The sequence below is a fragment of the Streptomyces sp. 2P-4 genome (assembly GCF_030167965.1).
Classification (GTDB): domain Bacteria; phylum Actinomycetota; class Actinomycetes; order Streptomycetales; family Streptomycetaceae; genus Streptomyces; species Streptomyces globosus_A.
The window spans coordinates 6,742,373-6,755,092 of record NZ_CP095011.1; the positions used below are offsets into that span (position 1 = coordinate 6,742,373).

Below are 12,720 nucleotides of genomic sequence, written 5' to 3' on the forward strand. Positions count from 1 at the left end.
TGTCTGCGGGCGGGGTCAGCCGTCCCGGTGCCCCGGGTGCCGGTGGGCGTGCCAGTCCGCGAGGCCGCCGTCGCCCAGCACACCGACGTCCGCGGCCAGTTCGGCGCGCGTACGGGTGCGCAGTTCGCGGCGGGCGATGCGGGCGACCACCGCCGGAAACAGCGGCCGCAGCGGCTGGCACCAGCGCAGCCAGGGCGGCGCGTACACCGACGGGGAGCGGCGGGCGATCCCCTCGGCGAGCCAGGCGGCGACCTGCTCGGGGGTGCGGACGCGGCGGGCGAAGCCCGGCTGGTGGCGGCGCAGGGCCCGCAGGACGGGGTGGTCGTCGATGCCGCTGATCATGTCGGTGCCGGTCCAGTGGACGTAGGCGATCCCGACGGCGACCCCGTCCGGCTCGACCTCGCCCCGCAGCGCCTGTGCGAACGACTCCACGCCCGCCTTGGAGGCGCAGTAGGCGCTCATCATGGGCGCCGAGCCCAGCGCGGCGGTCGAGGCGACCTGGAGGAAGTAGCCGCGCGTGCGGGTCAGGTGGGGCAGGAAGGCGCGGGCGGTGTTGGCGGACCCGGTGAGGTTGACGTCGATGACCCGCTGCCACAGGTCGGCGGCGGTGTCGGCGAACGGGCCGCCGACGGCGATGCCCGCGTTGGCGGCGACCACGCCGGCCGGCCCGAGCCGCTCCTCGACGTAGCGGGCGGCGGCGCGGAGGGCCGCGTCGTCGGTGACGTCCGCTTCGAAGCAGATGCTCCGGTGCGGCAGGGTGGCGGCCGTGGCACGCAGGGACGCCTCCTCGCGGCCCAGCAGGGCCACGTGCATCCCGGACTCCGACAGGTTCCGCGCCAGCGCCGCCCCGATCCCGCGGGCGGCACCGGTGACGACCGCGACCCGCCCGCGCAACGGAGAGCCGGTCCCGTGCCGGCCGCCGGAGCGGATCTCGCGCATTCCGTCCTCATTCCTCCGCGGGGGACCCGACGGACGCCGATCGTCCCCCTCGGCCGCCCGGCACCCCCGCACGACACGCCCCGCATCACCCCCGGCCGCCCCCACCGTCCCCCGTTCCGCCGACCGGGGCGTCGTGCAGACCCCGTACGGAGAGGCCGCTCTGCGGCGTCGGCCTGACCGGACGACGGCGAGCAGCGGACCGATCGCCCCGCAGGCGGGGTCAGCCGAGTGTGACCACGCGGGCCCACTGCGGCGGCTCGTCCGGCCGGTAGTCGGGGTCGTCCTCGCAAGGGGTGCCGGGCGGGGCCGGGCGGGGGAAGAGGCCCACCACCGTCCGGCACGGCGGGGGGTCCGACGGCCAGGGCGTCTGGCCGTCGGTGAGGGCCACGACGACATCGGGCCGCGGGCGGGACCGCAGCGCCCGCGCGAAGCCCCGGCGGAGGTCCGTGCCCCCGCCGCCGACCAGCGGGATCCCCTCGGCCCGGCACAGCGGCCCCACGACCCGGGCCGCGGCGTCGCAGGTCAGTACGGTCACCAGGTCCCGGCGGCCGCCCACGGCCCGGCATATCGCGGCGACTTCGAGGAGCGCACCGCCGAGCTCGGCGTCGCTCACCGAGCCCGACGTGTCGATGACCACGGCGACGTGCGGCGGCCGGCGCCGCAGGCTGGGCAGGACCGTGCCCCGCAGCGCGGACGACCGCCGCGAGGGGCGGCCGTAGCTGTAGTCCTCGCCGGCGCCCGAGCCGGAGACGGCCGAGCGGATCGCCGCCCCCAGCAGGTCCCGCCAGGGCTGCGGCGGATGGAAGGCCTCCTCCGCCCACCGCTGCCACTGCCGCGGGGCGTTCCCCGGCCGGCCCTTGATGCCCTGCGCCACACGGAACCGGACCGCGTCGCGTTCCTGGGCACTGAGCCCGTGCGCCCCGTCCCGACCGAGGTCCCACTGCCGGTCCAGCCCGTCGGCGCCGCTGCCGCAGTCCAGCCAGGACAGGTGCCCGAACTGCGGTCCGAGCCGGAACTGCCGGAGGTAGTCCTCCATCAGCTGCCCCTCCGGCAACTGCAGCGTCTCCGGCAGGACGGCGCCCTCCGGCGTGACCAGCCCGTCGCCGAACGCGTCGTCGTTGATCTCGCAGTCGGCGGCGATGTTCATCCGCAGCCGCTCGGCCCGGCCGGTGAGGCCCTGCTGCCGCGCCACCCGGTCGCTGCGCCCGTGGTGGTCCCGCAGCAGGTGCGACACCTCGTGCACCCACACGGCGGCGAGCTCCTCCACCGGCGTGCGGTCCACGAAGCCGGGGGAGACGTAGCACCGCCAGTGCCGGTCGACCGCCATCGTCGGCACCTGCCGCGACGGGACGGCATGCAGGGCGTACAGGGCCGTCGCCACATACGGCCGGGCCCGCGCCGCCTGCAGCCGGGCGGCGTACAGCTTGTCCAGGTCCAGGCCCCGGTCGGAGTCCCCGTCCGAGTCGGCGGCCGCGGGCGCGGCCCCGCCCGGCTCCGCCTCCGACGGCCCGCCCGCTCCCGGTGCGGCGTCCGCGGTGTCCGCCGCGCCCGTCATCGGCCGGCCTTCGCGCCGGGCGCGGTCCGCGCCGCCGCCCGGTCGGCGCGGCGCGAGAGGGCCACCACCCCGGCGAGCTCCTCGATCGCCTCGGGGACGTCCCACGCGTCGCGGCGCAGCGAGGCGAGCGTGGTCGCGGGAACCACCACCAGGTCGGGGGCCCCGGATTCGACGGCCCGCACCAGGAGCGTCCAGGCGGCGTCCCAGCGGGACTTCTCGGGGCGGCTGCGCACGGCCGCGACGACGGAATCGAGCACGGCCTGCCGCAGGTCACCCCGCTCGGGCAGGACGGCCGCCTCCGGATCCGCCAGCAGGTCCTCCGGGTCCGGCAGGTCCATCCGGTCCAGGCCGGCCAGCAGCTCCAGTCCCGGACCGTCCCCGACCGCGCCACGCACCAGCAGGGACAGGACGTCCCGGGAGGATCCGGCCGCGGTGGCAAACGCGATCAGACGCAGCGTCATCTCCCAGCTCCGCGGGGACGGCCAGGCCCCGCCGCGGCGCGTCTCCCCGGCCGGCAGCCGGTGCACGAGCGCCGGACGTCCGGCGAGCAGCCCGCACACCGCCCGGCGGGCGAGGTCCACGGCGTCCGCGAGCCGTGCGGGGTCGAGCTGCGGCAGCGTCGCCCGCGGCCACGTCCCGCCGAGGCCCCGTACGACGACGTCGTGGTCGTGCACCCACTGCAGGTGGACGAACCGGTTCGCCAGCGGGGGGCTCAGCTCCCATCCGTCGGCCGCCGACGCACGCGGGTTCGCCGCGGCCACGATGCGCACGCCGTCCGGCAGCCGGAGGGAGCCGATGCGCCGTTCCAGTACAAGGCGGAGCAGGGCGGCCTGCACGGCCGGCGGCGCGGTCGACAGCTCGTCCAGGAACAGCAGTCCGCGGCCGGCCCGCACCAGGCGGACGGCCCAGTCCGGCGGCGCCATCGGCACGCCCTGCACGGCGGGGTCGTCGCCGATGACGGGCAGGCCCGAGAAGTCCGACGGCTCGTGCACGCTCGCGATCACCGTGGTCAGCGGGAGGCCCAGGTTCTCGGCGAGCTGGGTGAGGGCCGCGGTCTTGCCGATGCCCGGTTCGCCCCACAGCAGGACGGGCAGGTCGGCGGCCACGGCCAGGGTCAGGGCCTCCAGCTGTACGTCGGGGCGCGGCTCGGTGGTGGTGTCGCGGAGCAGCGCCAGCAGCTCGGAGGCGACGTCGAGCTGCGCCGGGGCGGGAGCGGACGGGGCGGGAGCGGACAGGGTGGAAGGCATGGTAATCACCGTGGGTGTGTGTGAGCGGGAGCGCGCGGGCGCGCACGGGGAAGGGAGCGGGTGGCGGTGCGGCGCGCGGGCGCCGCCGCCGTCGTCGGGAGGGGTCAGTAGAAGAGGGCCGAGGTGCGCTGCCGGGCGCGGGAGGGCCGGACGCGCCGCGCCGGCGGCTCGCCACCGGCCCCGGCCGGGCCGCGCCCGGGGCCGGGCCCGACCAAGCCGGCCCGGTAGAGCCCGTACGTGATGCGCTGCCGGGCCGCCGACTCCAGCTCGTCCCGCAGCAGGCCGTCCCGGAGGACGGCCCCGGGCCCGAGGAGGGACTCGACGGCCTCCAGTGCCCCGGCGGTGTCGCCGTGGGCGAGGCGCTCGCGGATGCCGGGCAGCGACTCGGGCCGGCGGTGCGCCCGGTCGATGGCCCGCAGGCAGGGCAGCGGAGTGCCGGTCAGGGCGACCAGCAGTTCCTCGCGCCGGAGTTCGTCCGGGCCGTGGTCCAGTGCGGCCAGGACACCGTCGACCAGCCCGATCCGGTGCCTGGACCCCCGGCAGTCCACGTGGCGGGGCCCGTCGTCCGGTTCGGCGCCCGGCGGCGGGCCGGCCGGAACGTGGCCGGGTACGAGCGCGCCGGCGACGAGGGGGTGCAGCCGGTCGGGTCCGATCAGCCCGGCGCGCAGCAGCTCCAGGTCGGGCGGTACCCACGCCGCCGCGTCGGGCAGTACGGGCAGCCGGAGTCCGCCCGCGGGCGCCGCCGCGGGCCGGCCGGTGGCCGGGTCGATGACCAGCCGGTGCCGGCTGCCCAGGCGCACCTCGACGGGCCCGGGCTCCAGGCCGTCGGCCCGGAGCAGGAGCCCGGCCTCGTCGGGCCACAGGTCGGGGGCGCAGCGGTACGCCGGCGCGGCGGAGGCCGACCGCCCGGGCGGCAGCGCGAGCGCCGGCGCGGGCGCGGTGCCCGGCGGCCGGTCGGCGCCCGAGCGGTGCCGGAGTTCGCCCGCCCTGCGCGCGTCCCACAGGTGGCGGTGCAGGTCGAGCCGGAACCGCCGCGCGGGCCGCGGATGCGGGCGGCGGGCGGCGGGCGCGGCCTCGGGCCGGGACCGGTCCCAGAGCCCGAGCACGATCCGCTGGCCGGCGTCCGCCCAGGCCGGCGGCGTACGCACCACGAGGTACAGCGAGCCCGTGCCGTCGGGCCCGGTCCCGGCGTAGCGGGCCAGGGCGACGGTCAGGCCGGGGCGCAGCAGCCCGTCGGGGGCGGTCCGCGGCATGTGCCAGCGCAGCAGGTCGGGTGCCAGGTGGCGGAGGTCGGCCCGGAGCCGGGCGGCGCAGTCGCGGCCGTAGGTCCGGGCCACGGACGGCAGGTGCAGGTCGACGTCCACGCCGGCGGCGGCACAGGCCCCCGCCCAGTCGCCGGCGGAACGGCGGGCGGTCGCGGTGTGGATCACGGAGGGCGGCACGGCGTACCGGCGCACGCGCAGCCAGAGGGACAGACGGGAGTCGTCGTCCGGGAGGTGAGTGGCCATCAGCACTCACCTTGCGCGGACGGTTCCCCCAATCGGTGCAGAGGAGAAGTCTTCATCGCGGCGAGCGTAGACCGCCCCGGCCGGATGCGCCAGGAATTTTCCGCGCGGGGCACGGTGGGGGACCGGCAGGAGTGGCTCATTTCCGCCGTGCCCCTGCCCGGCATCGGAAGAATCTCACCTCGCAACAGGCGGTGATCGAACGCGCAGCCGGGCCGCGGTCGAACGTGTGCCCGGGGCGCAGCCGTTCACTGATCCCCCCAGCAAGGTGAGAGGTACCTCGATGACAACAACCCGCGTCAAGCGCCACACGGCCCGCGCGCTCTCCGTGGCGCTGTCGGCGTGCGCGGTCGCCGCGGCGACGGCCCTCCCGGCGGCCGCCGCGGACCAGCCCACCCGCAAGCTGCTGATGGCGGACTGCCGGTCGGGCGAAGGCAAGTGCACGTTCAACTCCCCGAAGCTGGGGGAGGCGTACCTGGGCGAGTTCCGGCAGGTCTCCAACTCGCTCTACAACTGCAGCACGTCCGACGCCACCCAGTCGATGACCTGGGACGACACGGTCGGCGCGACGGACTCGCTGGGTGTGTCCGTCACGGCGGGCGGCAACATCGCCGGGCTCGTCGACCTGAGTGTTACGGCGAGTTACAGCCACAGTTGGTCGAGCAGCCACTCCGAGAGCAGCTCGCTCAACATGACGGTGAAGCCGGGCGAGGTGGGCTGGATATCCCGCGCCCAGGTGATGCAGAAGGTCACCGGCACGTGGCAGACCCACTACGACAGCCCCAAGTGGGGCCACTACTACTGGTTCTTCCAGGACACGATCACCGGCCCGGCCAAGAACGGCACGGACGGCAAGAGCAACGCCGTCGTGGTCAAGACCCGGAAGATGACGGCCGCGGAGAAGCGTTCCTGCAAGGAAGGCTCCTCGAACGGCAAGGCGGTCGTCCGCGCCCTCTAGCAGCGGACGCACCCCCGGCCGCGCTCCCCGGTGACACGGCGGTCCCCGGTCCCACCCCACGCGGGACCGGGGACCGCCCCGCACCAGCCCCGGACAGCCGCAGCGCCGCCCGGGCCCGTGGACGCCACACGGGGGGCCGGCGGGCGCGGCCCCGACACGGCGACCCCACCCGTGTGTACTGTGCGTGAGCGACGACCGCGCACAGTGATGCGGAGGGGAGCCCTCATGTCCATGCTGCTGATCAGGGGCAGGTTCAAGGTCGAGGGAGGCCCGAAGCCCGACGGCGACACCCTCCCCTTCATTCCCGACGACGTCGCCGACTGGAAGCTCGTACCCGGCGGGCAGGTCGTCCCCGGCGCCGACGGGCGCGCGAGCATCCGGCTCGAAGGCATCGACGCCCTGGAGACCCACTACGGCCAGGAGCCGGCCCCCGTCGACCACCAGCCCCGCCCGCTGGCCCACGAGGCCGCGGACGAACTGCTGAAGACCCTCGGCTTCGGCACGGTCCTGCGCGACGACGACGAGACCCTCGCCACCGTCCCGGACAGCGTGCCCGGCTGGATTCTCACCCGCGGCGCCGACGCGTACGGCCGCTGCGTGGCGTTCGTCGGCCGCGGCACCCCTCCCGTCTACAGCGGCTACTGGACCGGCGTCAGCGAGAGACTGCTGGAGCGGACCGCCAACCACCGCCTCCTCGAACGCGGACTGGCCTACCCGGCGTTCTACTCCGGCCTCCCGGTGTACCTGCGCGAGCTGCTCACCGAGGCCGCGGAGAAGGCACGGGCGTCGGCCGCAGGGGTGTGGGCGGTCGACAGGACCCTCCAGGGCTTCCCTGTCACCGGCAAGAAGTCGATCACGCACGACCGCGAGGGGGCGGTGATCCTGCCGAAGCTGTTCCGCCGCCTGAAGGACTACCTCGACTTCACCGGGGACCCGACCCCGTCGGCGGACTGCTTCCGCGCCTTCCTCGCCGGGGCGGCGGACGAGTACCGCCTCCTGCCCGACACCAAGCGGCTCTACCGGGGCCTGCACCACATCGTGGAGGTCACCCCCGACAACATCGTGCGGATGACCCGCTCGTGCCGGGAGATCGTCTTCACGGAGAAGTGACGGCGGCGGACGGTCCGGCTGCCGTTCAGTGCCAGACCGTCTGCACGGAGTCGAACTGCACCCAGGTGATCGGGTTCCCGGAGTTGCCGCCGTAGATGGTCAGGGAACCGGCGGTGTTGACCTCGAAGCGGCAGGCGTTGATGCCCTGGCTGTTGTTGCGCGGCGCGGTGGCGCGGACGAGGCCGGTGGGCCGCAGCGCCGCAGGCAGCGTGGCGACCTTCCGATCGGCGGTCAGGCTGCAGGCCACCGAGCCGCGCGCCTGCAGGAAGGCCGTACCGGCGATCGTGACCAGCCGGACCTGCGGCACCGCACCCGCCCGGGCGGTGACACCGGGTTCCAGGACGAGGTCCGTCCACGGCTGAGCCTCGACCCCGCCGGCGGCGGCGACGGCGGGCGCGGCGGACAGCACCTCGGCGGCGGTCAGTGCGGCGGGCAGGGCGAGGGCGGCGCCGAGGATGCGGCGGCGGTTGTGGGTCACGGCTGGGCGGTCTCCTCGGCCGTACGGGGAAGGGGGAACGGGGGACGGAGGGAACGGGGGACGGAGGGAGCGGGGAACGGTGGAGGGCGCTGTGCGGTCAGCGCCAGACGGCGCTGTAGTTGTCCAGCTGCGCCCACGTGACCGGGTTCGCCGTACGCCCGCCGTAGAGCCACAGCTCGCGGATCGAGTTCGCCTCCGCCCGCGCGGTGCACACCCCGCCGCTGTTGTTGCGCGGGACGCTGCACTGGGCCGCCATGCTCGGAGCCAGGGCGTCGGGCAGCCGGCCGATCAGGGTGTCCGCCTCGAAGGTGCCCTTCACCCCGCCGCTCAGCTGCAGCACCGTCGTACCCGCGATGGCGACGAGGCGTCCGCTCGGGGGCCGCACGTCCGCGGTGACGCCGCTCGCGAGGGGGATCGGCTGCCAGTCGGCCAGCACCTTCACCCCGTCGACCTCGGGCGCCCCCGACAACGACACGATCGTGCAGGTGCGAGGGCCGGGCTCCTCGCCCGCGAACCCGACGTGCACGTGCGGCACCCCGCCGCGCACCGAGACGGCCATCCCCTCGGGCTCCCGCAGCTCCAGGCCGGGGGCGGCGGTGGTGAACCGCTGGTCGAGGACCGACCCGTCCGTCCAGTCCACGGCCGTCAGCCAGGTGTTGCCCGGCGGCTTCACGGTGTCCGAATAGCCGTTGCCGGCCACCATGTACAGGACGCGGCCCAGGGAGGCGTACCCCTGGAAGGTGCCCTTCGCGTCCGGCTGGGCGATCCGGGCGACCGGAGTCCAGTCACCGGCCCGGGCCCGGTCCAGGTCGTACGACTCGAACACCATGCCGCCGCTCTTGAAGCGGACGATGACGCGGTTCGTCGTCGGGTCGATGGTGCAGGTGACGTTCGTGGCGCCGGACACCGGCCGGTACGCCGGGGCGAGCTGCGCCGAGCCCTGGGAGAGGGTGGTGCCGCTGCGGAACTCGAAGTGCGTGACGGCGGTGCCGTAGCCGTCCTTCTCCTCCTCGGGCATGTTCGAGCCCATCGGGACGGACGCGGTCTCGGTCCACAGGCGCGAGACGCCGCCGTCGTGCTCGACGCCCATGGACACGCCGTGGCCGAAGCCCCGCAGGTACATGTGCCCGGTGACGGTGCCCGCCTGGTCGAGCCGGGTCACGGCGAGGTCGCCGGCGTACGCGCGCTGTCGGCCCGTCCGGGGGCCGGACTCGCCGGGGAGGGTGAGGCCGCCTTCGACGACCTGGAGGACGAAGACGTCCCCCGTGACAGGGTCGACGCCGAAGGACTGCATCACCGTGGAGTTGTGCAGCCTCCGCCGGTGCAGCAGCTTGCCCACCGGTCCCGCCATGTCGACCTGTCCCTCGACACTGGTGCCCAACTGCGCCTCCTGCCGGCCGTCCGCCGCCCGTACCACCGGCCCGGACGCTCCCGTCCGGGCCGGGGCACAGTCTCGCACCGGGCCGGACGCCGCCCGGGACCGGGGGGTTCATCCCCCGGCCGTCGCCGGTGCGGCGTCAGGCCGGGCCTCGCGGCGGGCCACCAGCCGGTAGGCGTTCGTCAGCCCCCACCGCTCCGCCGCCAGGCCCGCCACCGTCCGGTCCAGGACGGTCGCCGCCAGCAGCAGCGGCACCCCCGCCAGCAGGGTCGCGCCCCGCAGCGCCCGCCGGGCCGGCCCCGGCGGCTCCGGCAGCCACGGCAGGTCCTCCCGGGGCGCCGCCGCGTCCAGCGCCAGCCACGCCGCCGCCACCAGGTCCACCGCGTCGTGTGCCTGCGCGTGCTCCTGCGCCAGCACCGTGAACCCGCACGCGTCCAGCCTCCGGCGCAGGTTGCCCGCCGGCGCCAGGTGCAGGTGCTGCGGCTGGAGCCACGGCAGCCACCAGCGGCCCAGCAGCCGCGCCCAGCGGCTCTCCGGGTCCGGCACGTCCACCACGAGCAGCCCGCCGGGCCGCAGGACCGCGTACGCCGCCTCCAACTCGGCGAGCGGATCCGGCGCGTGCTCCAGGTAGTGGAACATGCTCACCACGTCGTACGACCCGGGCGCCTTCTCCGCCAGCTCCGCGAACGTCCCGCGGTGGCCGTGCCGCACCCGCCCCGCGAGCTCGGCCAGCTCCGCCCCGTCGGAGCGGTCCAGGCCGTCGAACGCCACGTCGGGCAGGAGCTCCGCGGCCGTCGCACAGAAGTGCCCGTGCCCGGTGCCCACGTCCAGCCACTCCGCCGGACCGGCCAGGTGCGGGCGCACCGACTCGGCTCGCGCCCGGTAGGAGGCCGTACGCCCCGCGAAGACCCCGGCGAGGCGCTCCTCGCCCAGGCCGTCGTAGAAGTCCCGGTAGTAGAAGGCCAGTCCGCGCTCGCTCAGCCGCGGGTTCTGGAAGACGTGCCCGCAGTCGTGGCACCGGTCCAGGGCGAACTCGCCCGGCTTGTGCTGCAACAGGTCCGCGGTGCGCAGCCGGCCTCCCAGCCGGCCGGAGCCGCACCACGGGCAGCGGTGCGCGCGCGGCTCGAAGAACACCGCCGTACCGTCCGCGAGTTCCTCCCGGTACACCGCGCGCAGCGCGGCCACCCGGGCCGCGCGCTCCCTGCGCCCGCTCATCCGTCCTCCCCTTCCCCGGCGCCTGTCCGGGCCAGCCGTTCCAGATGGTCCGCCGCTGCGGCCGCGCCCCCCGCCGCCCGGAACGCGGCGGACACTCCCGCGGCCGCCGCCCGGATGCGCGGCTCTCCCAGCACGGTGTCGAGGGCCGCGCCGATCGCGGCGGCACCGGCCCGCCCGAAGCGGACCCGCACGCCCGCCCCGCACCCCTCGACCTGCGCGGCGACCACCGGCTGGTCGTCGCGGATCGGCGCCATGACCAGCGGGACGCCGTGCCACAGCGCCTCGCACACCGTGTTGTGGCCGGCGTGGCAGACCGCGGCCGCGGCCCGCTCCAGCAGGTCGAGCTGCGGCACGAACGGCAGCGCGACGACATCCGGATCGTCCTCCCGTGCGCCGAGTACGCCGTCGGGATCGGCGAACACGCCCTGCACGGCCCCGGCCCGCGCCCGCACGGCTGCCGCCGCCTCGGCGAGGAACCGGCCGCCGGCGCCGGCGTTCGCGGTCCCCAGCGTCACCAGCACCAGGGCGCGCCCGGGATCGAGCCGCTCCCACGGGAACGCCGCCGGGCGCGGCCGGGCCGCCAGGGACGGCCCGACCCAGGCGATCCGCTCGCCGCCGCGCAGCACCGGCCCGGCCAGCTCGGGAGTGCTGAACGCGAGCACGAGGTGCGGGGAGAAGCGCGGGTCGCACCTGCCGCCCGGACGCCCGATCCGCCGGCGCAGGCCGCTCAGCAGCGCGTCGTTCCAGGCGGCGACCCGCGGCATCGGGGCGAGCGCGTCCGCGAACTCCGCGGACGTCGTCGCCGACGTCGCCCACGGGATCCCCAGGTCCTCGGCGACCAGCGCCCCGGCCAGCGCCTGCTGGTCGGCGACGACCGCGTCCGGACGGAACGCCCCGACCGCCTCGCGGACCCCGGGCGCCATGGCCTCGGCGAGCGGCACCAGGAAGCGCTCCCACAGGAAGCGCAGCGCCTCCGGGCCGCGCATGCCGGGCGGGCGTACGGGGTCCGTCCCGCCGCCGCCCCCGCCGCCCCCGTCTTCCGGGCCGCTCCGGGCGCACGGGTGGACGGCCGCGTCCGGTCCGGCCAGCCGCCGGACCAGCACCGGGTCGCCGGCCCAGGCCACCCGGTGGCCCCGGGCGGCCAGTTCGGACGCCACCCCCACCAGCGGGTTGACGTGCCCGACGAGCGGCGGGACCACGAGGAGGAAGGCGCTCACCGGGCGTGCACCCGCGGCCCGGCGGCGGCCGGCTGCCGCTCCGCCGCCGCGGGCGCGGTGGTGCGGCCGACCCAGTCGAGGACCGCGTCCCGCACCCGCGCCGGCGCCTCCACCAGGACCGAGTGGCGCAGCCCCGGCACCAGCTCCGCGGTGCAGTGCGGCAGCAGTGCCCGCAGCCGGGGCGCCTGCCCGGCGAGGTCGGACTCGGCCCCGTACAGGGCCAGGACGGGGCAGCGCAGGGCCCGGATCGCGTCGTCGTCGAGCACCGGGCTGGCCGGGATGTCCACGGTGATGCTGGTGTCCCGTACGAGCCGCCCGGCGGCCTTCGCCAGGCGGGCGGTGTGCCCGCCGTGGTGGGCGGCGATCCAGGCGAGCGCCGCATCCTCGTCGGCGGTCATCTCGTGGCGGACCCGCTCCAGCAGGCCTGCCAGCTTGGCCGCCCACGCGGCGGTCGCGGGCTCCGACTCCACCACCACCAGGCCGGCCACCCGCTCCGGGCGCCGCAGCGCGTACGCGAACGCGACCGTCCCGCCGTACGAGTTGCCCACCAGGTGCACCGGCCCCCGCACCCCCAGCCCGGACAGGACGGCGTCCAGGTCCCCGGCCGCGTCGTCGAGCCCGTACCCGCGGGCCGGGCGCTCGCTGCGGCCGTGGCCCCGCTGGTCGTACATGACGACGTCCAGCCCCGCCACGGCCAGGGCCGGGGCGATGGTGAAGTAGTAGCTGGCCAGGCTGTCGGTGAGCAGCCCGTGCACCAGCACCACGGTGGCCCGCGCGGGGCGGCCGTCCGGCGGTGCGAGGCGCTGCACGTGCAGCCGGACCCGGCCGGTGTCGAGGACGGTCACCGCGTCCCCACCCCGTCCGCGGCCTTCAGGCACCGGCGGATGTGGTCCACGAGCCGGCCCACGTCCAGCTCGATGATCTCCTCCAGGTCCAGGTCCGCGACGAACTCGGCGAAGTTGACCGCGCCGCCGTAGCGCTCCTCCAGCAGCCCGGCGAGCGTGACCAGGTCGATGCTCTCCAGTTCGAGATCGGCGCCGAAGCGCGTTCGCATCGTGACCTCGCCCTCCTCCACCTCGTAGCCCTCCAGCACCTGTCGGATCATGGCGGTCAGCTCG

The 12,720-nt window shown here is 76.3% G+C and carries 12 protein-coding genes; 2 read left to right on the forward strand and 10 right to left on the reverse strand.

What is annotated here, in order from left to right; all coding sequences use genetic code 11:
- Positions 1-15: 15 nt before the first annotated feature.
- The 4 genes from MUK52_RS30170 to MUK52_RS30185 all read right to left on the reverse strand — a co-directional run bounded on the left by MUK52_RS30170 (position 16) and on the right by MUK52_RS30185 (position 5,249).
- Positions 16-939 carry an SDR family oxidoreductase gene (locus MUK52_RS30170; RefSeq protein ID WP_114056005.1) on the reverse strand — a complete coding sequence of 308 codons (924 nt, stop codon included), beginning with the start codon at positions 937-939 and terminating at the stop codon, positions 16-18.
- A 220-nt stretch (positions 940-1,159) separates the two neighbouring features.
- On the reverse strand, positions 1,160-2,494 hold the full coding sequence (locus MUK52_RS30175) for a vWA domain-containing protein (RefSeq protein ID WP_284581527.1): 1,335 nt from the start codon (positions 2,492-2,494) through the stop codon (positions 1,160-1,162).
- The gene (locus tag MUK52_RS30180; RefSeq protein ID WP_114056003.1) at positions 2,491-3,741 is read right to left on the reverse strand and encodes an AAA family ATPase; all 1,251 of its coding nucleotides are present in this window, start codon (positions 3,739-3,741) and stop codon (positions 2,491-2,493) included. Before MUK52_RS30180 ends, MUK52_RS30175 begins: the two co-directional genes overlap by 4 nt.
- Before the next feature lie 104 nt (positions 3,742-3,845).
- Complete coding sequence (locus tag MUK52_RS30185; protein WP_284581529.1) at positions 3,846-5,249, reverse strand: hypothetical protein; 1,404 nt, start codon at positions 5,247-5,249, stop codon at positions 3,846-3,848.
- Between the two features lie 280 nt (positions 5,250-5,529).
- Between MUK52_RS30185 and MUK52_RS30190 the strand changes: the two genes are divergently transcribed.
- Both MUK52_RS30190 and MUK52_RS30195 read left to right on the forward strand, forming a co-directional pair.
- Positions 5,530-6,204 carry a hypothetical protein gene (locus MUK52_RS30190; protein ID WP_114056001.1) on the forward strand — a complete coding sequence of 225 codons (675 nt, stop codon included), beginning with the start codon at positions 5,530-5,532 and terminating at the stop codon, positions 6,202-6,204.
- A 225-nt stretch (positions 6,205-6,429) separates the two neighbouring features.
- Positions 6,430-7,314 (forward strand): nuclease, encoded by an 885-nt coding sequence (locus MUK52_RS30195; RefSeq protein WP_284581530.1) that lies wholly within the window; start codon positions 6,430-6,432, stop codon positions 7,312-7,314.
- A 25-nt stretch (positions 7,315-7,339) separates the two neighbouring features.
- On the opposite strand, the gene MUK52_RS30200 is transcribed toward MUK52_RS30195, so the two are convergent.
- The 6 genes from MUK52_RS30200 to MUK52_RS30225 form a co-directional block, all read right to left on the reverse strand.
- Positions 7,340-7,792 (reverse strand): hypothetical protein, encoded by a 453-nt coding sequence (locus MUK52_RS30200; protein WP_284581531.1) that lies wholly within the window; start codon positions 7,790-7,792, stop codon positions 7,340-7,342.
- A 97-nt stretch (positions 7,793-7,889) separates the two neighbouring features.
- Positions 7,890-9,173, reverse strand: coding sequence for a hypothetical protein (locus MUK52_RS30205; RefSeq protein ID WP_284581532.1), 1,284 nt, complete (start codon positions 9,171-9,173; stop codon positions 7,890-7,892).
- A 108-nt stretch (positions 9,174-9,281) separates the two neighbouring features.
- A complete protein-coding gene (locus tag MUK52_RS30210) occupies positions 9,282-10,385 on the reverse strand; it encodes a class I SAM-dependent methyltransferase (protein ID WP_174250411.1) in 1,104 nt (367 codons plus the stop codon).
- Entirely contained in the window at positions 10,382-11,602 is a 1,221-nt protein-coding gene (locus tag MUK52_RS30215; protein ID WP_284581533.1) for a nucleotide disphospho-sugar-binding domain-containing protein, read from the reverse strand. The genes MUK52_RS30210 and MUK52_RS30215 overlap by 4 nt, the downstream gene beginning before the upstream one ends.
- Positions 11,599-12,447: an alpha/beta fold hydrolase gene (locus MUK52_RS30220; RefSeq protein WP_284581534.1), complete on the reverse strand. Its 849-nt coding sequence runs from the start codon at positions 12,445-12,447 to the stop codon at positions 11,599-11,601. Before MUK52_RS30220 ends, MUK52_RS30215 begins: the two co-directional genes overlap by 4 nt.
- The gene (locus tag MUK52_RS30225) at positions 12,444-12,707 is read right to left on the reverse strand and encodes a phosphopantetheine-binding protein (RefSeq protein ID WP_114058711.1); all 264 of its coding nucleotides are present in this window, start codon (positions 12,705-12,707) and stop codon (positions 12,444-12,446) included. Before MUK52_RS30225 ends, MUK52_RS30220 begins: the two co-directional genes overlap by 4 nt.
- Positions 12,708-12,720 lie beyond the last annotated feature (13 nt).